The organism is Paenibacillus sp. A3M_27_13, assembly GCF_024213315.1.
Classification (GTDB): domain Bacteria; phylum Bacillota; class Bacilli; order Paenibacillales; family Paenibacillaceae; genus Paenibacillus; species Paenibacillus polymyxa_B.
The window spans coordinates 90631-111283 of record NZ_JANAVE010000005.1; the positions used below are offsets into that span (position 1 = coordinate 90631).

The 20653-nt window shown below is 49.0% G+C and carries 20 protein-coding genes; 9 read left to right on the plus strand and 11 right to left on the minus strand.

What is annotated here, in order from left to right; genetic code table 11:
* Positions 1–63 precede the first annotated feature (63 nt).
* Complete coding sequence (locus NLX82_RS18380; RefSeq protein ID WP_069080455.1) at positions 64–885, plus strand: serine/threonine protein kinase; 822 nt, start codon at positions 64–66, stop codon at positions 883–885.
* A 114-nt stretch (positions 886–999) separates the two neighbouring features.
* Positions 1000–1119 (plus strand): hypothetical protein, encoded by a 120-nt coding sequence (locus NLX82_RS18385; RefSeq protein ID WP_013369112.1) that lies wholly within the window; start codon positions 1000–1002, stop codon positions 1117–1119.
* 179 nt (positions 1120–1298) lie between these two features.
* Here NLX82_RS18385 and NLX82_RS18390 read toward each other — a convergent pair whose 3' ends face one another.
* From NLX82_RS18390 to NLX82_RS18405, 4 genes are all read right to left on the minus strand, one after another.
* Complete coding sequence (locus tag NLX82_RS18390; RefSeq protein WP_071559410.1) at positions 1299–1484, minus strand: hypothetical protein; 186 nt, start codon at positions 1482–1484, stop codon at positions 1299–1301.
* Between the two features lie 92 nt (positions 1485–1576).
* Entirely contained in the window at positions 1577–3124 is a 1548-nt protein-coding gene (gene gntK / locus NLX82_RS18395) for a gluconokinase (RefSeq protein ID WP_028541194.1), read from the minus strand.
* A 41-nt stretch (positions 3125–3165) separates the two neighbouring features.
* Entirely contained in the window at positions 3166–4527 is a 1362-nt protein-coding gene (locus tag NLX82_RS18400; protein ID WP_028541193.1) for a GntP family permease, read from the minus strand.
* Between the two features lie 132 nt (positions 4528–4659).
* On the minus strand, positions 4660–5355 hold the full coding sequence (locus NLX82_RS18405) for a GntR family transcriptional regulator (RefSeq protein ID WP_071559407.1): 696 nt from the start codon (positions 5353–5355) through the stop codon (positions 4660–4662).
* Positions 5356–5548: 193 nt separating this feature from the next.
* Here NLX82_RS18405 and map point away from each other — a divergent pair, with 193 nt between their 5' ends.
* Positions 5549–6295, plus strand: coding sequence for a type I methionyl aminopeptidase (gene map / locus NLX82_RS18410; protein WP_023986734.1), 747 nt, complete (start codon positions 5549–5551; stop codon positions 6293–6295).
* Positions 6296–6622: 327 nt separating this feature from the next.
* Here map and NLX82_RS18415 read toward each other — a convergent pair whose 3' ends face one another.
* The 3 genes from NLX82_RS18415 to NLX82_RS18425 form a co-directional block, all read right to left on the minus strand.
* Entirely contained in the window at positions 6623–7120 is a 498-nt protein-coding gene (locus NLX82_RS18415; RefSeq protein ID WP_023986735.1) for a CcdC family protein, read from the minus strand.
* Positions 7121–7285: 165 nt separating this feature from the next.
* On the minus strand, positions 7286–7762 hold the full coding sequence (locus NLX82_RS18420) for a disulfide oxidoreductase (protein ID WP_053324504.1): 477 nt from the start codon (positions 7760–7762) through the stop codon (positions 7286–7288).
* Positions 7746–7898, minus strand: a complete 153-nt coding sequence (locus NLX82_RS18425) for a hypothetical protein (RefSeq protein WP_023986737.1) — start codon at positions 7896–7898, stop codon at positions 7746–7748. The genes NLX82_RS18420 and NLX82_RS18425 overlap by 17 nt, the downstream gene beginning before the upstream one ends.
* A 99-nt stretch (positions 7899–7997) precedes the next feature.
* Here NLX82_RS18425 and NLX82_RS18430 point away from each other — a divergent pair, with 99 nt between their 5' ends.
* Positions 7998–8624 (plus strand): nitroreductase family protein, encoded by a 627-nt coding sequence (locus NLX82_RS18430; RefSeq protein ID WP_023986738.1) that lies wholly within the window; start codon positions 7998–8000, stop codon positions 8622–8624.
* 106 nt (positions 8625–8730) lie between these two features.
* Here the strand turns inward: NLX82_RS18430 and mprF are convergent, their stop codons facing one another.
* The gene (gene mprF / locus NLX82_RS18435; protein WP_023986739.1) at positions 8731–11373 is read right to left on the minus strand and encodes a bifunctional lysylphosphatidylglycerol flippase/synthetase MprF; all 2643 of its coding nucleotides are present in this window, start codon (positions 11371–11373) and stop codon (positions 8731–8733) included.
* A 212-nt stretch (positions 11374–11585) separates the two neighbouring features.
* Here mprF and NLX82_RS18440 point away from each other — a divergent pair, with 212 nt between their 5' ends.
* From NLX82_RS18440 to NLX82_RS18450, 3 genes are all read left to right on the plus strand, one after another.
* On the plus strand, positions 11586–12347 hold the full coding sequence (locus NLX82_RS18440; RefSeq protein WP_254348735.1) for an AAA family ATPase: 762 nt from the start codon (positions 11586–11588) through the stop codon (positions 12345–12347).
* A gap of 247 nt (positions 12348–12594) precedes the next feature.
* Positions 12595–13797, plus strand: a complete 1203-nt coding sequence (locus NLX82_RS18445) for an MFS transporter (protein ID WP_023986741.1) — start codon at positions 12595–12597, stop codon at positions 13795–13797.
* Positions 13798–14019: 222 nt separating this feature from the next.
* On the plus strand, positions 14020–15072 hold the full coding sequence (locus NLX82_RS18450; RefSeq protein WP_023986742.1) for a lactonase family protein: 1053 nt from the start codon (positions 14020–14022) through the stop codon (positions 15070–15072).
* A gap of 119 nt (positions 15073–15191) precedes the next feature.
* Here NLX82_RS18450 and NLX82_RS18455 read toward each other — a convergent pair whose 3' ends face one another.
* The gene (locus tag NLX82_RS18455) at positions 15192–16148 is read right to left on the minus strand and encodes an ArsR/SmtB family transcription factor (RefSeq protein WP_023986743.1); all 957 of its coding nucleotides are present in this window, start codon (positions 16146–16148) and stop codon (positions 15192–15194) included.
* A gap of 271 nt (positions 16149–16419) precedes the next feature.
* The gene (locus NLX82_RS18460; RefSeq protein ID WP_075153619.1) at positions 16420–17385 is read right to left on the minus strand and encodes a hypothetical protein; all 966 of its coding nucleotides are present in this window, start codon (positions 17383–17385) and stop codon (positions 16420–16422) included.
* A 273-nt stretch (positions 17386–17658) separates the two neighbouring features.
* Between NLX82_RS18460 and NLX82_RS18465 the strand changes: the two genes are divergently transcribed.
* Both NLX82_RS18465 and NLX82_RS18470 read left to right on the plus strand, forming a co-directional pair.
* A complete protein-coding gene (locus tag NLX82_RS18465; protein WP_023986745.1) occupies positions 17659–18291 on the plus strand; it encodes an NAD(P)-dependent oxidoreductase in 633 nt (210 codons plus the stop codon).
* 33 nt (positions 18292–18324) lie between these two features.
* Positions 18325–20040, plus strand: a complete 1716-nt coding sequence (locus NLX82_RS18470) for a bifunctional ADP-dependent NAD(P)H-hydrate dehydratase/NAD(P)H-hydrate epimerase (RefSeq protein WP_075153620.1) — start codon at positions 18325–18327, stop codon at positions 20038–20040.
* Here NLX82_RS18470 and NLX82_RS18475 read toward each other — a convergent pair.
* The gene (locus tag NLX82_RS18475; protein WP_023986747.1) at positions 20024–20518 is read right to left on the minus strand and encodes a hypothetical protein; all 495 of its coding nucleotides are present in this window, start codon (positions 20516–20518) and stop codon (positions 20024–20026) included. The two genes, NLX82_RS18470 and NLX82_RS18475, sit on opposite strands and share 17 nt — an antisense overlap.
* Positions 20519–20653 lie beyond the last annotated feature (135 nt).

A 20653-nucleotide genomic window follows, 5' to 3' on the forward strand; every position in this document is an offset into this window, starting at 1 on the left:
ACAAGAATACGAACAAGCCGCATAAGAAACGTTGCTGCGGCATGTAGAGGAAAGGATATAAGTATGTTTGCTTGGTTGCGGAACGCATATGAATCATGGATGGATTATCCGAAACAGCCTGGCGATTTACTGAGCGGACGTTATGATGTTCGTTCGCTTTTAGGCATGGGGAGCTATGGTCTAACCTACCTCTGTCTGGATCGGCACAGCGGACAAGAGGTGGCAGTGAAAATGCCCAGACCGAGCAAACGGGCGAAGGCAGTTCAGCTATTGCAGCGCGAGGCTCATATTATGCGGCAGATGGAACACCCCTATATTCCGAAGCTGCTCGAAATTGTCGAGCATTCGAACGGAATAGTTGTGGTCATGGAATACATCTCTGGCATGACGCTGGAGGAGCTTATATTTGAACAGGAGCGTTCCTTTACAGAACAGGAATGCGTTGTCTACATTTTGGAGTTAATGGAGCGAGTTCTGCATGTGCATGAACGGGGCTATATCCATCGGGATATCCGCATTCCCAATGTGATTCACCGCGAGGGGAAGCCTTACCTGATCGACTTTGGTCTTGCTCTGGCGATGGGAGAGCGACAGGAGGATGTATTTACCGAATCCATGCTGGAAAAGCGCGCACCTGAGCGACAAGATGTCGCCGTCTACAGCGATTTGTACGATGTCGGACATTTAATGCTTTTTATGCTGTATAGCAGTTACGAGCCTCAGCCAGATCAACCGCCAGCAAGCTGGCAGGAAGAATTGAAACTGAGTTCACCTGTGCGTCAAATGCTGGAGCGTCTTTTTCAGATTCGGCCACGTTATGAGAATAGCCGACAGTTTATGCAAGAGCTGGAAGAAGCATTGTTGCTGCTTGAGATTAACCCATAGATAGTCCCTAAAAATAAACAGGCATTCGCCGCAAAAATGGGGGAATGCCCCCCTTACGCATTTGACCAGGTCTACATACAATGATTCTGTAAATGAGCGAAGGGAGTGTTGTAAATGAGTCATATGTGTGGAGTAGGCGGTATGGGTTGCGGCGTAGGAGCATGGACCTCTGTAGGAGCGATTCTTGTTCTGTTTATTTTGCTGGTGATCATCTCTAAAACCCTGTTTCTGTAATTTCGGTCATAACCGATTTCCTGTAAAATGCACAGATGTTGCCCTGCATAACGAAGGGCGCACAACAATAAAGCGAAGGCCCTTGAGATGAGAAGGGTCTTCGCTTTATAGGGTTTGAAGGAGCCTGTGGCATGCTTCTTGTGGTACGCTCTATTCCGTCGCTACTTCTTGTTGTTTGGCTAAGAACTGGAGTAATGACGGCGTTTATCTTTGTAATATCGGTGCCCATTGTGGCTATTCTTGTAACCGTCTGAAGAAGAATGGTGTTTACGTTCACGTTCGTAATAACGGTCTGAGCTGCTGTATCGCCGCTTATGAGAATGAGAGGTGGAATGTAGCAGGCGGTGCAGTAATTGTTTAAGCATCGTCTAATCCTCCTTCTTACCCTGCCCAACTGACATAGACAGGTTTTTATAAAAAGGTAATACGCAGCAGCGTTAGAACAGGTTCCACTAATTTAAGATTGTAGGGACTTGGCCTGAAATTCCGCAATATCCTTGAACTCTTCTTCGAATTTACGTGAAATGCGGATATAAATCGGTAGTAAATCGCGATAAATATCCACGTGTTCTGCTACAGGTTTGTGCTGGTGAGTGGTACCGATCATACCGGACACAGCATCCAGCGAATCAATCCGTCCCAGCGCGTACAAGCCCAGAATAGCTGCGCCCAGACATGAGCTTTCCAGACTTTCGGGGATAATGACTTCCTGATCGAAAATATCCGCCATGAGCTGTCTCCATAGCTCCGAGCGTGCAAATCCACCAGTGGCGTGAATGACTGACGGTCTGTCGATGACTTCTTCCATGGCGAGCATGACGGTATACAAATTGAACAGCACCCCCTCCAGAGCGGCGCGAATCATATGCTCTTTTTTGTGACGCAGGGACAGACCGAAGAAGGAGCCGCGAGCATTTGGGTCCCACAGGGGCGCACGTTCACCGGATAAGTACGGAAGAAAGAGCAGACCGTCGGAGCCAGGACGTACCTGTTCCGCAATTTGGGTCAGCACATGATATGGATCAAGTCCCAGTCGTTTGGCCGTTTCCACCTCGGAGGCTGCAAATTCATCCCGGATCCAGCGGAAGACTATACCTCCATTGTTCACCGGGCCGCCGATGACCCACAGCTTTTCGGTTAAGGCGTAACAGAAAAAGCGCCCTTTGGCATCCGTGAGCGGCTTATCAACTACGGTACGGATGGCTCCGCTGGTGCCGATGGTAACCGCGACAACTCCAGGTTTGATCGCATTCACACCGAGGTTGGACAAGACACCATCGCTGGCCCCGATTACAAAAGGAGTCGTCTTCAGTAGACCCATGTCATGCGCATAGGTCTCATCCAGCCCTTTGAGCACATGAGTTGTCGGCACCAGCTCGGATAGCTGCTCCTTCGTCACACCTGCAATGTGCAGTGCTTCCTCATCCCAGTCCAGCTGCTGCAAATTCATAAGTCCGGTTGCAGAGGCAATCGAGTGGTCCACGACATATTGGTGGAATAACCGGGCAAAAACGTACTCCTTAATGGAAATGAATTTATACGTCTGGGCCGCAATATCCGGTAAATCCCGTGTAATCCACATCAGTTTCGTTAGCGGTGACATGGGATGAATGGGCGTTCCGGTACGTAAGTAAATGTCGTGTCCGTTGTATTCATGTTTGAGCGCTTCGGCCCATTTGGCGCTACGGTTATCTGCCCAAGTGATGGAGGCGGTCAGCGGTTTGCCGTTCTTATCCACCGCCAGTACACTGTGCATGGCCGAACTAAAGGAGACGAACAGCACATGCTCGGCTGACACTCCGCTTTGTTTCATGATCTCTTGCACCGTCGTTACGACAGCTTTGAAAATATCTTCCGGGTCCTGTTCTGCCGCATCCGGCTCAGGTGTATGGAGCGGATAGCCCACATGGTGCTGGGCGGCAATATTGCCGTTTTCTTCGAAAAGCACCGCTTTGGTACTGGTTGTGCCGATATCGACGCCGATCATATATCGGGTGTCTGTCATATTCAATCTCCCCTTCACTTACCGTTATTAGCTCATTATCGTTAAATTAACACACTCAGCAGCATAATCAAACCGAAAGCAACCAGGGAGAGGATGGTTTCCATAACGGTCCATGATTTTAGAGTCTGCGGAACCGTCATATTGAAAAACTCTTTAATCATCCAAAAACCGGCGTCATTCACATGAGACAAGATCAGCGACCCGGCTCCTGTAGCAAGGACGACCAGTTCGACATTCGCGCCGGGAGTAAGTGCCAGCACAGGTGCGACAATACCGGAGCCTGTCGTCATCGCGACTGTCGCTGATCCAGTGGCTACACGAATGAGCGCAGCGACCAGAAAAGCAAATACAATCACATTCATATGGGCTCCTGTAGCGACCGCTGCAATGGCCTGACCTACACCGCTGTCGATCAATACCGTTTTAAATGCACCGCCGCTCCCGATAATTAAGATAATAGAGGCTGTTGGTGCCAGACATTCACTGGTAAAACGGGACAAGTCCTCTTTCTTTAGACCACGTGCATAGCCTAGCGAGAAAAAAGAGAACACAGCCGCAATCAGCAATGCCATAACCTCATCACCAATGAATTTGAAAAATACAGTGAGCGGATGTGTATTGGCCGGGTCTACGATTTCTGCGACTGATCCGCTAAGCATTAGAATAACAGGCAACAAAATGGTGAACAGAGTAATCCAAAAAGGAGGCAACGACCGTCCCGTCGTATTTCTGAACTGCTCGTCCAGCCTCTCGGAAGGTCTGACCATGATTCTTTTGCCAATCCAAGCGCCGAAGACCGGGCCTGCAATAATGGCGGATGGAATGCCCACGATGAGTGCATATCCTATCGTGCGTCCAATATTGGCGTTAAAGGCTTCAATCGCGATCATCGGAGCCGGGTGGGGCGGTAAAAGGCCGTGTACCGTCGATAGTCCTGCCAGCATTGGAATACCGATTTTCAGCAGAGACATATTCATTTTACGGGCAACCGTGAACAGGATGGGAATTAATAAAATAATACCAACCTCAAAAAATACTGGAATACCCACGATAAAGCCTACGATCATCATCGCCCAATGAACGCGTTTTTCACCAAAACGATCCATCAGTGTGGTCGCGATGCGTTCGGCACCCCCGGATTCTGCCATCATTTTACCGAGCATGGTGCCTAAACCGATCACGATGGCGATGGAGCCTAGCGTACTGCCGAGCCCCTTGGTAATGGAGGCAGTAACTTCATGTCCCGGCATCCCGTTAACCAGTCCGAGAAATACCGACGAAAGCAGCAGTGAAACGAAGGGATTCCATTTGAATTTGGCAATCAGCAAAATCAAAAGAATGACGGTAACTAGCGCCCATATGAGCAGGGACGCGTTATGGCTTAAGCCGAATAATGTGTTCATGAAGGTATGCCTCCTTATTCTTATATGTGTAGTTAAATGTATACTTGTCGACAACTTTAATGTAAAAGAGAACCGCGCCAGCAAGAAACGCATGAAGCGCGGTACATCGGCTCTTTGTCACGCATGTTGCGGCTAGGACGATGTCTTTCTGTAGGGAGACAGGACGCTGTCGTTAACCGCGTTGCGGGTATCACGGTAATGATCCTCAATAAATCCCGACAACTCCTGAGCATTCCCTTGATTTAAAGCGTTTGCAAAGGTTCGATGTTTGTGAATCGTGACTTGTGATTCTTCGATGTTGGACGCAAATCGTTGTTCTGTCGCAGCTAACATGACCGTCAGGATTAACTGTCTCATACCGTTCCAGGTATGAAGAATACGGGTATGGCCTGCTTCCAGAACCAGAGCCTCATGAAAATTAAAATCCTGAAGAGAAAATTCAACAACATCTCTGTACTTGAGAGCGACTTCCATTTTGTCAATCATCTGATTCAGAACAGTCACCAATGTGGCATTATCACTATGTACATACCTTTGTACAACAAAATGCTCAATCAGCATTCGCACATCGAATAGCTCCTCCATATCACCGGGTGTCATGCCGACGACAACCGCCCCCATGCGCTCCAAACGGATCAGTCCTTCGCCCGAGAGTGCCTTCAAGGCTTCACGCACCGGAGAACGACTGGTACCAAAATCGGCAGCAATCTGATTCTCAGATAGCACAGTACCTGGCGTCTGAATGCCCCGTATAATCTGAAGCCGGAGTTCACAAGCAATCCTTTCCCCAAGCGATGCGCCCTGTAACCAGGTTGTTGGATATTTCATAGGATACTCCTATCTTGGAAATAATTTTGCATACTGGTATACAAGTTATGGAGTATTATATACCCCGTTTAAGATCCTTGTAAACGGTGTCAGTTGACATCGGTTCCATTTCGCTGCTTTTAGCGTTACAATAGAAGCAGAAAAAAGAAGCAGTGAAAAGTGGAACGAACACGGAAAAGAAGGAGACCGTTTAATGATTATCATTAAAACCAAAGAACAAATTGAAAATATGAAAAAAGCTGGAGACATTTTGGCTGCTTGCCACCGGGAAATTGCCAAAATGATCAAGCCAGGCATTACGACACTGGAAATCGACGCTTTCGCAGAATCCTTTATGAAGAAACATGGCGCAACACCGGAGCAAAAGGGCTATAACGGCTACCAGTTTGCAACATGTGGCTCACCTAACGATGTGATTTGCCACGGCTTTCCGAATAAGACACCGTTGAAGGACGGGGACATCGTGACGATCGACATGGTTGTGAATCTGAATGGCTGGCTGGCAGATTCCGCTTGGTCGTATGCGGTAGGTAATGTGTCTGAGCAGGCGCAAAAGCTGCTGGATGTTACCAAGGAATCACTGTATAAAGGGATTGAGCAAGCTGTTATCGGTAACCGGATCGGAGATATTTCCCATGCGATACAAACCTACGCGGAAGCGGAAGGCTTCTCGGTCGTACGCGAATTTATTGGGCACGGCATCGGGGAAGAGATGCATGAGCAACCGCAGGTTCCACATTACGGACCGCCGCACCGTGGACCACGCTTAAAAGAGGGCATGGTCATTACAATTGAGCCGATGCTCAACACAGGCACATACCGCAGTAAAATTGATGCCGACGGCTGGACCGCACGCACGTTGGACGGCGGCTTGTCTGCGCAATACGAGCATACGCTGGCCATTACAGCAGATGGTCCGATTATTTTGACCCAGCAATAAAGCAGGCATCCATCGGTAGCATACAGACTAACGGGTTGAATGAGCTAGACATGTTACAGAAAAAGGGGCTGTCCAGAGGACGGTCTCTTTTTCTATAAGCATCCGCTGCATGTCCGTTCCAGTCCCAGGCATGTTCAGGCAGATCGGATGCTGTACACTGCGAAGACAGAGGGACGCAATCGAGTAGCTCCTTTTTCCCGGAATGCATAATGTAGACCTGATAGACTAAAAGACCAAAAAGACCAAAAAGACACGGCTCCTTTTAGGAGAACGTGTCTTTTTGGTCTATACAGCAACATGCGAGCATGCATGTTAAAAACCTGTTTGTCAGATGCGAACTTCCGCCTCGTTCGGAACGAACTGACGATATTGGAAATACATACGAAGCCGCCAGTGTAACAAGGTCCCGAAGGCTAGGATGAAAAATAGCCCTGCTGTCTGCGGAATGGTAATGTAATGCTGAATAAATTCATGCAACAGCAATCGGATGATCAGCAGGCTGATCAGGATAAAAAAGAAGGTACGTGAGCGTTGCACGAAAACCAGCCCTTCTTGCAATTCAAATTTGGTGCTGCGGATCAACGGGTAAGAAAAAATAAACCAGCCGACCAGAAAAGCGCCTAGCGCCCAAAGCCAGGGAACCCGTACTTCCGGCACCACAAACATCATAAAACCGGTGCTCATGCCGAGCGGTGGGATGATGATTTTTTTGGCATTAATCGGGCGATGACCTGTCTTCATACGGATGAAAATAGCCGATATAGCGATTAAGATCATACCGAAGGTTGCGCCATATTGCAGCAATGGGGTGCTAATATGAAACATGGACTGGCCCCCTCTATAAGGAATATAAGCGTTATTGGACAGACTGCAAACCTTTTACATTATAGCACACATGCAATGGATATATTTAGTTACAGTCTTTCCTTGGGCAAGCGGATTATACGCCTCTTGGTGGTAACGGGTCCTATAATTAGGTCTCTTTCATACTTATGCGAGTTCCTTTGCTTGTACCTCTCCTTGAGCTGATTTTTTCTCCTGACGCATGATATAACCCATGGCTGCAATAATAAGGATAAAGGCGATCAGTGCGAGAAAAGGAATGGTGATAAAATCGAACCAGTTCAGGTAATCCTGTTCACAGGATACTCTGCCGCAGGAAGTTGAAGTTTGCGCAGCTGCTTTGGCAGCTGCATGGATGCGCTGAATGATAAAATGATAGGCCGAAATCGCGCCTCCAATGATAGCCAACGGCATGACGTAACGACGTATCCCCGAATCTCCTCGAAAATATGCAATTCCGAGCAGAAGGGTCAGGGGATACATCAGAATGCGCTGAAACCAGCACAGCTTACAAGGCTCATACCCCAAAATCTCGCTGAGATACAGACTGCCCAATGTGGCCACACAAGCTACAACCCAGGCGGCAAACAAAGCAATATCCGTTTTTTTAAACGATCCAATCATAGTAACGCTCCTTTTTTAATTCAAATGAGAACAAAATGAACTCACCCGTGTCTTGTCCCATCGGCAGGCATATGCCGATATGCATGTCTTTATCCGTATTGTACTGTATTTTGAGTGCAGGGTCATACTTAAACATATTGACATCATTCACTATCATTTTTATAATTGCAGTAGTTTGGGAAGTTAATGAGGATTCAAGTTAGATATATATTAAGAAATTAGGAGAGTGCCTAGAATGTCGAGCAGTCCAAAAAATGAAACCCTATCTACTATTAGTGAAAGACACGCGGTAAAGAGCTATGTTAAGGATTTTAAATTGCCAGAGGAAGATTTGGAGGCTATTTTGACTGCCGCGATAGAAGCTCCTTCCGCTTGGAACCTTCAACATTGGAAATTCCTTGTCATCGAAAGCGAAGCGGACAAGCAAAAATTGCTACCTATCGCCTACAATCAGGGTCAAGTAGTGGAAAGTTCCGTTACGATTGCTGTATTGGGTGATTTGGAAGCAAACCGTAACACCGTCATTTATGATCAAGCGGTAGAAGCAGGCGCACTGCCAGCGGAAATCCGTGACGCATTGGTAGGTCAAATCAACGGCGCGTACCAAAACCCGCAAGTAGCTCGCGATGCCGCCATCCTGAACTCTGCTTTTGCAGCACAAAACATTATGCTGGCTGCTAAATCTCTGGGCTACGACACTTGCGCAATGGGCGGTTTCATTCCAGCACAATTGATCGAGCAATTCAATATTCCGGCACGTTACCTGCCAACCCTGCTTATTAGCGTAGGTAAGGCACAAGTACCAGCACGTCCATCAGGACGTTTCCCACTGTCTGAAGTTGTTGTAAAAGGTAGCTTCTAAGAAGATTTGTGAATGTAAAAGGGTGTTCCTGCAACCGTTCGTGGTTGGGGAACACCCTTTTTTACGTCGTGTTAGGCTGTCAAAAGCCTTTTGGTTAGCCCTTTGTTTAGTCCGAGCGTTTGGACACGAGATATACCAGCTCCAGCGTCAGGATCGGTAGAAAGACAGAAGCCGGATAGGCCAGATAACGCGGCTCCCATTGCGGCTTGAACTTATCCTTAAAGCGCCGAAGCCCCTGAAAGCCGTAAAAATGTCCCCCGTATTGAAAAACAAGTCGAGCCAGCTTTTCCTCGCGCAATGCCTTTTCGCTTTGCCCTACCTGGGACAGCGGTGCCATTCCCAGATTAAATGTCGTATATCCACTCTCCTTGGCCCACTCAATGACCCGTGTGAATAAATAATCCATCGTGCCATTTGGCGTGTCAGGCAAGTGGCGCATCAGGTCAATGGAGACCGTCCGTCCATGATCATAGGCAGGGGCCATCGTAGCGAAAGCGATAACTTTTCCTTCAGAGTCCTTTAGCAATGCAATCGGCGCCAACTGAAGATAGGGCTCTTTGAACCAACCGAGTGAATATCCCTTCTCCTTGCGCCCGTCCAGCCAAATATTCGAAACATGTCGCATCTCCTCAATCAGTGACGCCTCTAGAGGCGGTTGGATGATTTCGAATGAGTAGCCATCGCGGTCAAAGCGGTTTTTGGCGCTGCGTAGCGCTTGATTGCTTTTGCCCGTCAGTGTAAAGGATTCCAGCGGCACCAGTGCTTCCTCGCCCAGTTTGAAAAAGCGATAGCCGTTCTCGTGATAGATGGACAAATACTCCGGTGATGCCTGATAAAATACAGCCGTTAACGCATACCGATCTGCGAACCGCTGAAATTCCTGAATCGCTTCACTCACGCGTTCTTTTGGACCGAGTGGGTCACCTAATACAATCAGTTTGTCCCGACTGCGAGCATAGGGAATGACGACCTGTTCATTTTTGGTCCAATACAGATATTTATCGCCCAGAAAAAGCATGTGGGAAACGAGATTACCACCCTGTCGTTCCAAAAATTCTTTTAGCTTATCGAGCTCCTGTGCGTCGGGTAGATTGCTGATACCACGCTGAGGTCGAAGAAAGAAATACACCGTCAGGAAAACCCATGCCAAAATCAGACTAAACACGGCAGTAACTCCGTAATCGCTGCGGTTCATAAAAAAGTCCAGATGGACCTTGGCGTGCAAATGGCGCATAAACGGAGTATTGGAGCCTGCCCCAATGATAAAATAAGCCCCGGTTACGAGTAGAGATAATCCGCCCCATATTAAAATATTGTGCCGATTCAGTGGTGCACTGACCCGATAAAACCGCGAGCGCGAGATCCATAGCATTAACGCCACGAATAGTAGGAATAAGGCTTCTTCAAAATCCAGACCTTTAATGAAGGTGAAAATGGCGCCGGCCAGCAGCAATATCAATGTCAGTCGTAATGCTCTGCGAATACGCAAAGAGATTCCGTGGGACAGGACGACAAGCATAATCCCGATGATGACTGAGATTTCATGCGACAAGCGCATGACGGGCAGGCTGAGCAAATGCTCAGCAAAACGGAGCCGATATAACAGACCTGGCGTAGCTGCCGACAAAAGAAGCACCACGCCGGAGATGAGTACCAGCTTACCAAGCGCCCATACTCCTAGATCTGCCAAAAACCGGAATTGACCAGGCCAGCCCCATACCTTCTGCCACGCATTAAGGGAGTAGTCCCAGCCCGTCTCAGCTAGCTGATTCAGGCGCTCGTTACGCGGAATCATTTCCAGCGCGGCTAATACCAAGCCGATGAGCCACGGGATGATGTAATAAAAAACGCGAAAGACCAGCAGCACAGCCAGTGCCCGATCTGAGTTGGCTCCCGCCATTTGCAGCCCGAGCAGGGCAATGATGTCGAATGCCCCGACCCCTCCGGGTGCAAGACTGATCAACCCGGCAATCGCGGCTATTACATAAATACCGAACACAGCATGCATCGGCAGTTCATGGAGCAAGTGCGAGCCGATCCATGCAAAGGTAAGGCCAGCCAGCAGCCATTCCAGCAGGGAAGCACTGATGGAAGCGGAGATGGTGGACCAGGAAAGCTGTCCTTCTCCCTTGTTGAACCATGTGGAGTACCGTTTGGAGCGCTGCATGATCAGAAATAGCGGCAGGTACAATGCCATTCCCCACAGCGCCCAATGAAGCCACGGATGAGCATCCAGTACAGGCTGTACCGGATACAGATGGACAATGGCTCCCCAAGCCAGCAAAGATAGTCCGGTAATGACGACTGGCGAAAGAAATACGACCGCAGAGGTGATGACACCCAACGGCACCCCGCTTTTTTTATACAGCACTGTGCGAAGTCCCGCTCCTGTAAAGCCTGCAAACCCAAAGACATTATTGAAGGTATTGGAGATCCAGGCATAGCGAAATGTCGTTCCAGGCTTGACCTGAAGCTTGAAATGATGCCTGATTACGTAATCGTATGCGCTCATAGCCGCCACGGCAGCTAGTGAGAACAAGCCAATCTCGATCAGAAAGGTGGCATCCATTCGCCGCAGCTCATGAAGCATACGCGCCAGATTAAAGTCTTTTAGTTCTCGTCCGGCCTCCCATATAATAAAAGCCAGTACAGCCAGTGGTAGCAGAATACGTGTCAATCGTTGCCTGTAGACGGTCATCACGAACTGTACGATTTTAAAGGATTGAATCGGTTTGTGATTAGATTTCATAGATTCACCTGCTTGGAAAAGAATGAGATGTACACGGAATGAAGTGCTTAGATTTCATGCCCGATGAACATTACTATATATTATACCTGTAATAATCGTTTGAATAACAACAGAAGGGTTACGAAATGGGGTTTCAGTTTGATTGCTGTAAATAATTCCAATATAATGATGAAAAACCTAGCGAATTGCTTGGCAATGGAGCTGAACTGGACATGAGTATATGGGATCGTAATCTTTTTATACGTCGCCTGGAGCTGATATGGCCTCCAGATGCTGACAAGAGCCAATATCCGTTTAACTTAAAAGCCTTACACCAGTGGAATGAACTTAAATTCCATCCTTCCGTTACCTATATTATTGGAGAAAACGGTGTAGGTAAATCGACGCTTATGGAGGCAATCGCGGTCGCGTGGGGATTTAATCCAGAGGGCGGTACTAAAAATTTTAATTTTTCTACACAAGCCACGCATTCCTCACTGCATGAGCATATCCGGCTGGTGAGAGGGATAGAAAAGCCGAGGGATGGCTTCTTTTTCCGGGCGGAAAGCTACTATAATGTGGCGACTCATATCGACGAGCTGGATCGCGAAGGTGGAGGCCCACCTATTCGAAACTCCTACGGAGGCAAATCGCTGCATGAGCAGTCGCATGGCGAGTCTTTTTTTGCTGCCTTTGTGCATCGGTTTGGAGGACAAGGATTGTATATTTTGGATGAACCGGAGGCTGCGTTATCGCCTTTGCGCCAGATGGCCATGCTTGCACGGATTCACGAGCTGGTGCAGCAGGGCTCACAGTTTATCATTTCTACTCATTCCCCCATTTTGATGGCTTATCCAGATTCGATCTTGTATCATCTGACACATGAAGGGATCGAAACCCGGACGCTGGAGGAAACCGACCATTTTATCATTACGAAACAATTTCTGAATAACAAGGAAAAGATGATACAGGAGCTATTCGAAGATCCACAATAGGGATCGTAGGAACCGCCAGACCGTTCCAGAAATTCACCTTGGTCGTTCGTATGAGAGGGACAACATCGCCATTTCAGGTTGTTCCTTTTTGTTGTCCTGTCAAAGGAAAGATTCAGGGTTATCGGAAGTATTTTATGATTGTTATTTGTCTCTCGCTCTATTAATATAATGAAGAGTTTTGCTGAAATGGTTGCAAAATAAGATTTTCGTATACGAAATAAAGAACCTGAGGAGGACAAAACGCAACATGTCAGATTCACAACAGTTGAAAATGGGACCGCTGGTCATTTTGATGATTAATATGTTTATTGCCATGCTGGGAATTGGCCTCATTATTCCGATCCTCCCTAAGTTTATGAGCTCCTTGGGAGGCAGTGGTGAAACGGGTGGTTATTTGGTTGCCGTGTTTGGCTTAACCCAATTCCTGTTTTCGCCGCTAGCGGGGGAATGGTCCGATAAATACGGACGTAAAAAAATGATTATTATCGGTTTGGTAATCATGACGGCTTCTTCTGTATTGTTTGCGATTGGGGAATCGTTGACCACATTGTATATCTCCCGTTTACTGGGTGGTGCAGGGGCAGCCTTTATGATTCCTCCGATGATGGCCTATATTGCTGACATTACAACGGTCCACAATCGCGGTAGAGGAATGGGGCTGTTGGGTGCCGCCATGTCTCTTGGCTTTGTGATCGGTCCTGGTGTGGGCGGTTTGCTGGCAGATATTTCGATTCGTACGCCCTTATATGTTTCGGCGGCTGTATCGGGTGTAGCTGCACTGATTTCCTTGATTATGCTACCCGAAACCTTATCGCTGGAAAAACAGTTGAAGTTTCGGAATGTCAAGGCCAAACGGGACAATGTGATTAAACAGTTTGCCCTTTCTTTCCGCAAGCCTTACTTTATGCTGCTGATTATGATATTCACGTTAACCTTTGGACTGACACATTTTGAAACGATGTTTCCTTTCTTTGTGACGGGGAAGTTTCATTATAATGAGCGTGATATTGCTATCATTATTACCGTAGGTGCACTGGTCGGAACCGTGATTCAAGCTGTGGTAATCAGTCCGATGTTAAACCGTTTTGGCGAAAAAGGTGTCATCATCGGTTCCTTTCTGTTTTCGGCGATTTCCCTTGTGCTTATGCTGCTCTCTGGCAACTTTTATTATGTACTCGGGGTATCGCTCATCTTCTTTACCGCTACGTCGTTGCTTCGGCCAGCCATTAATACTGCTTTATCCAAAATGGCGGGGGATGAGCAGGGAGTTGCAGCTGGCATGAACAATGCTTATATGAGTATTGGTAATATTCTAGGACCTGCGCTTGCGGGTACATTGTTCGAGGTGCATATCAATTTGCCATACATTTTTGGGGCAGCCATTCTCATTTTTAGTTTGGGTCTGGCTGTAAAATGGAAAAGCAGAGATACGCAAACCACAGCGGTTTAATGTTGTTCTTTTCGTGAAATTAGTCTCTTTTGGTGTGAACTGTGACGTTCTTGTGAACCGCAGATGGCGCCGAAGGAGGCTATTTTTTTTGCATACATCGCGAAACGTTAATGAAACGACAGAATCTTGGGTAATAATGCATGATGAGTTTACAACAAGACAAATAGTAGAGCTAAAAGCCAGATAATATGTAAAAAAACAGCTAGAAGGAGATGAGAGCCGATGGAAGAGCGGAATGAGCAGTTATTTTATACAGGAACTTATGCGTCTCGTCAGGAAAGAGGAATATATGTATGTGCTTTGTGTGTGACCAATGGTGATCTGCGCATTGTTGGAGGTGTGGAAGGAATGGAGAGGCCTTCTTTTCTCGCTCTACACCCGGATGGGACGAAGCTGTATGCTACCAGTGAAACAGAAGGAGGCGAGCTGTATGCGTATCAGGTGAATGCCCAGACGGGGGAATTACATCCTTTGGATCGAAAAGGGACGGAGGGAGCGCATACTTGCTATGTTTCCGTAACAACCGATGGACGATATGTGCTGGCTTCTAACTATTCAGGCGGCAATGCCGTTGTGTTCCCTGCGACGGAAGCAGGAGGATTAGGAGACATGTCGGGGCAAGTTCAGCATACCGGCTCAGGTATTCGCCAGGACCGCCAGGATGCGGCACATCCGCATTCGATTATTCCAGATCCTTCAGGACAGTATGCCATGGTATGTGATCTGGGACTGGACCAGATTGTGGTATACCGTTTGACAGAGGATGGAAAACTGGTGACCCATCGTGAGACAGATTTGCCACCCGGTTCTGGACCGCGTCATCTGGTTTTTCATCCTTCGCGTCCATATGCTTTTGTCGCCAATGAGTTGAACAATACAGTCGCTGTGTTTAGTTATAACGAACGTAATGGTGAGCTTACATTGCTGCAAAGCCTGTCCACACTGCCAGAAGGCATTATAGATGTAGAAAATACAGCAGCCGATATTCGGATTACGCCCTGTGGACGCTTTTTGTATGTGTCAAACCGCGGCCATGATAGCATCGTGCTATACCATGTCGATCTGGACAGCGGCAAGCTGAAGGTGGTTGAATGGGTGGAAACCTTCGGCAGCACACCCCGTAACTTCAACATCTTGTCCGGTTATCTGGTAGTAGCGAATCAGGATGGAAACAACATCGTATCCTTTGCCATCCATAGTGAGGATGGACGGCTGACCCGAACGGGATATGTGCTGGAGGTTCCTTCACCTGTATGTATTGAACCTGTTCGCTAATCGGATAGCATGTGGCAAAAGAGTACGATATAAGTGGATGAAAAATAAAACACGGCGCTTTGTTTCCCATGAAAGGCATGGGCCAAACGCCGTGTTCAGGTCTTGAAGTGGTCTAAAAGCTATTTGCTGCTATCGCCAGCTTCTACCGCTACTGTTTTGGCATGATTTTCTGTATGTTTGTAGTACAAACGGAACAGGATATCCTGATTGTAGTTACCGAATCCGGTACCGAACAGGGTAACCCCTCCAACATGCTGGGCATCATCCAATATGGCAATGCGGAATTTCCATTGCTTCTGATCAATTAGCACTTGGCTTAAAGTCACGTCGGATATCTGCTTGCCATCCATAAAGGTACCTTCGGAGGTAACGCGAAGTCTTTTAAGGAGACCATATTGATTGATAAAATCAGGCCACCATGCAGGTGTGTATTTACCACGGTTATCCCCGAAATCCCCTGGACTGGTCCATGTACCCAAATTCACATCATTTAGGAAAAAAGTGATATCTGAAGGCCAATTATCATTGGTAAAAGGGGCCTCGGATGATAGTTCCATCGAAATTTCCAGTTCCTCAGCTTTTTGGCTGGACAGTAGGAAATTCGGCACCTTATAATCCATATATCCCTGGCTAAACCACAGAATTTTGGAATTGAAGCGCTCAGGGTCCAAGAATGAACGAGGCTCATCGAATTCACCAATGATCTTTTCGACGGTAGCCAGTCCGCAGGTCGCCTGTATTTCAAAATCTGTAAAGTGTCCGACAGAAATTTCCGTCTGATGGAATTGTCGTACATCCTGCTGGTAGCGTGGCATGGCGATTTCAATTTTGTCTGTAGCCAGTGAGCACACTTTCTGTACCCCGCCTCGTCCAGGCAGCATTTTGGTCGAAATAATGGACGCTCTCTCCAGTTTCTTGACATGCATCGTCATAATCGCACTGCTGAGCCCCAACGCTTCCGCCAGCTCACGTATATTCATAGGCTTCTCCGCAAGCAGAACAATCATGTTTAGCCGAACCTCACTGGCCAGCGCTTCATAAACGGGAAGTGATTTTTCAGAAATGTCCAGTTGCATAGTTCCTCCAATTCTAACGCACATCATAAATTGATGGTAGTTTAACATATATGGATTTTTTTCAATAATCATACATAAAAAACGATATGATTTACATTTATATAAACAATATACCCTTTCCTTGATCACTGGCACAAGCCTAACCCCTCAAAAAGCCGGAAATTGTTCAAAAAACAGGACACCCCATGAACTCTTTCTTTGTTGTTGGGATGTCCTGTGATGGTATGTGATTTGCAGGGTGGATACGGGATATAGTCATGTGCCATTGGTGTTAGGACCGGATATGTTCTTCTGCCAAAGAAGAGTCAGCCGTTTTATCTTTATCTGCTGTGTGTAAATCCTGATGCTGAGAAGCATCTGCCTTGATCAAGCCGGGGTGACCAACATAAGGACGATCACTGCGCGAGCGGCCTCGGGTAAGTCGGAAGCCAATCAAGAACAGCACAAGCTGCACAGCCAGTATGTAGGGAGACGCTTCCGGTCCGATCCATTGAAACAGAGCGACAGCGGCGATCACCATGCACAACAGGCTTGTTGGAAAATGGGATGCCGTCACGTCCAGATCATTTTGCCTGCGCAGGGTCATCAGCCGGTATACATACAGTAGGGCGATCAAGCCGGAAACGAACCTCATCCATGCACACCCTATGAGCCATGAGGCAGATTGTACAGTGTCGGGCAGACTAACATCGACATGGCTGGAGGCTATCAGTTCCACAACCAGCCTTGAGACCAACCAGACGATTCCTGCCAGCGCCAACGGACCAGCTGCTGGACGTAATAGCTTCCACAATGCTGTTCCCCAGCCTGGAGCATGAGATTCCAGCAGAACCAGACGCCGTTCCTCGATGAGTTTGTTCATTTCACGCTCCAGTGATTTGAGAAGCAATTCTCTGCGGAACGTATCACATTCCCGAAGGGATGCTTGAACCTGCTCTTGAAGGTGAGGGGTCAAATAGGGAGCAGCTTTGGCTTCCTGAAGAGCGTGGATGAGTCCGTTCTGGTACTGCTTTTCGCTGTTATTGAACCCATTCTGGGTAGCGGTTTGGAGACAACCAGCTAATCGTCCATAGATACGCAGCGATTCCTGTAATTCTTCCAGCCGCTGCTGACGCGAATTTCGAAGCTGGGCTGCACTGTGAACATACAGCCATACCAGCAAAGATAACGCCAGCAGGAAGGCAATCAGACCGGGTGAGATATATGCGGCTAACGCCGCGAAGTCCGTCGGGGACACCCGCAATCCCTCCTTCCATTGTTCTTTCTACACTATTGCACAGACTACACAGGCATTTCAAGGGCTTGTATACCTTTGACCAGGATATATGAAGTATTTTTTGGTAAAATAGACAAGATACAAGCAGGAGGGTAGATTCGGTATGGATAAAAATATAAAAATTGCAACAGAAGATCATGAGACATCGAATCGATATCTTGCACGGGTTTAAGCTGGAGATAAAACGGATAAATAACAGTAAGTAAATTATAGACAGGAAGAAGGCAAATTTATATGAAAGTTATTATTTTTGGAGCAACTGGAACCATTGGTCAAGCGTTAGTAAAGGAAGCAATCAAGCGCAAGTATGAAGTGACAGCAGCGGTCCGCGACCCCCAACGTGTGACGGAGCGAAGTGAATACTTGACGGTGGTTCAAGCAGATATTCTAAATCCGAATTCCGTTACGGAAGTGGCCAAAGGGCACGATGCTATCATTAGCGCGTACGGTCCCAAGTTTGGAGAAGAGGAAGAACTGCTCGAAGCGACTCGTTCTTTGCTGGAAGGAACCCGGCGTTCCGGCGCGGAGCGCATACTTGTCGTTGGCGGAGCGGGAAGTCTGAAAACAGAAAACGGTGAACGCCTCATGGATACCGCCGAGTTTCCGGAGGAAGTGAAGCCGCTGGCGGCTGCCCATGCAGATGCACTGGAGCTGTACCGCGCTGCGGATGTAGACTGGACCTATTGTAGTCCTGCCGGAATGATTGAATCGGGAAAACGTACAGGACAGTTCCGTATTGGCTTGGATCATTTGGTGGTTGACGAATTAGGCCATAGCCGTATCTCGGTCGAAGATTATGCGGTAGCCCTGATTGATGAATTAGTAGAAGGGGAATTTGTCAATTCCCGTTTTACAGTCGGATATTAATAAGCAGGGATAGCCATACGGGAGGCGAAAAGCATGTATATGGTGACCGCCGAAGAAATGCGAGAATTGGATCGGTACACAATTGACAGGCTGGGTATCCCAGCCCTTACGTTGATGGAAAATGCCGGGCGCGCGGTAGCTGAGGAGGTATTGAAGCTATGTGCCGAGAGAAGTGGGAAGAGCAATGGCGGCTTCTCAGTAGGCACTTCTGATCTAGCACGTGGGATTGAGCGTGCTGAAGTGTTAGGGTCGCAGTGGACAGAAGAGGTTACACACACAGGGCCGGGGGATATACCGGGACATGACGGTGTTATACGGACAGAGTCGTGGAGTCAAGGACGACATGACTTACGGGAACGAGAACACTGGTATATCCTCGTAGGTAAAGGCAACAACGGTGGTGACGGACTGGTAGCGGCCCGCCATCTAACGGATGCAGGGCTGCGTGTCACCGTTGTGTACGTCGAGCCGCCAGACACGCTGCGCGGTGAAGCGGCTGCGCAGCGCGATATCATCGCGGCTCTGGGTATCCCGGTGATCCTCTATGGCCGGGATACCCTCGACCTGCGCGGCGCCTCCGGCATCGTCGATGCCCTGCTGGGCACGGGCACGCAAGGCCCGCCGCGCGAACCCTACGCCTCGCTGATCCGCGAGGCCAATGCCAGCGGCGTGCCGCTCGTGTCGGTAGACGTGCCTAGCGGCCTCGACGCCGACACAGGTGCGCTGCACGAGCCGTGCATTCGTGCGCGCGTCACCGTATGCCTCGCCTACTTGAAGCGTGGGCTCGTCCAATATCCGGGCGCCGGGACTGCAGGCGATGTGGTGGTACGCTACATCGGTATTCCACCCGGCCTTGCCCGTGAGTGTGGCGTGCAGCTGCGGCTCTTGAACCGTGACACGCTGCGCGCTGCACTGGATGTGGATGTAAGCCGCAGCCGCGTGCCGGACGGGCACAAGGGCACCTACGGCCATGTTCTCGTCGCGGCCGGAAGCCTGCGCATGAGCGGCGCGGGCTTGCTGGCCGCACGTGCCGCTCTGCGCATCGGCAGCGGCCTTGTCACGTGGGCGGTGCCCGAGGCGTTGTTGCCGCGCGTCATTGGCGCCGCGCCGGAACTGATGCTCGCTGCCGCAGCAGCAGGCGGAGACGGCGAATGGAATGCCGACTCCGCAGACGAGCTGCTACAGCTCGCGCAGGCACGTGATGTGCTGGCCGTCGGCCCCGGCCTCGGCCGCTTTGCAGGGGACACCGGCTGGCTGCGCCGCCTGTGGGAAGAATACGGCGGTCCGCTCGTGCTTGATGCGGACGCCTTGAACATCCTCGCCTCGGCGGGGCCTGAGCTGGAGGCTTGGAAGCCGAGAAGTGCGGCGGTCGTACTAACGCCGCACCCCGGTGAAATGGCTCGTCTGCTGGGCATACCGACAGCAGAGGTGCAGCGTGACCGCATCACCCATGCCCGGGAGTACGCCCGAACACGTGGGGTCACGCTGGTGCTCAAAGGAGCGCGCACTGTCATCGCTTGTCCCGACGGAACAGCCTACGTCAATACCACAGGCCATGCTGGGATGGCGACAGGCGGTGCGGGCGATGTGCTGACAGGCATCATCGCAGGTTTGCTGGCCCAGGGTCTGAATGCTGCGCAGGCAGCAGCCTTTGGCGTGTATCTGCATGGTGCGGCTGGAGAAACAGCCGCACGTCATCGCCAGCATCCTGCCTCTGTGATAGCTGGCGACATTATTGAAGCCCTATAGGCCATAGCAGCAGTGGCAGGAGGAAGGCCAGCATGATCTGTAATCCATATTCACGGTTCAGCCAGTACCTTCCTCCATAATACAGGAGTGTAATCCCTGCACCTGCTATGCCGTTGCTCCATGAAATGCCCGTTCCGGCAGGCGACATCAAAGAACCTAGCAGGAGAAAGACACTGAATCCTGCAGCGAGGTATAGGGTGAGCTGCTCGGGCTTACGAAGCCAGGGTAAAAGATCGCGTAGCGCATCAGCGGCAAGAGCGGCAGGAAGGGCAAAACCATAGGCCCACAGCTGCGCGGTCAGTTCACCACTATTGCCTGCTATAGTCAGAGGAATTCCTGTTATTTCCTCTGTCAGATAGCAGTAGACCCATAAGAGACCAAAAACCAATCCTCCACAGGCCAGTTTATTCAGCGCATAACAACCAAGCTCCATCCGCCAAGGCATTTTGGAATTAAATTCATTCCAAGGCTGTCTCATGTTGCGACTCCTCCTCTTATCACACTCGGTATTCATAACCAATCAAGGAATTTATTTTCAATTACAATCCGCTTACCGTTTACGACACTTCAGTTTACGTTAGCTGTGTATCATGTTCCTAAGCAAAATAAAGAT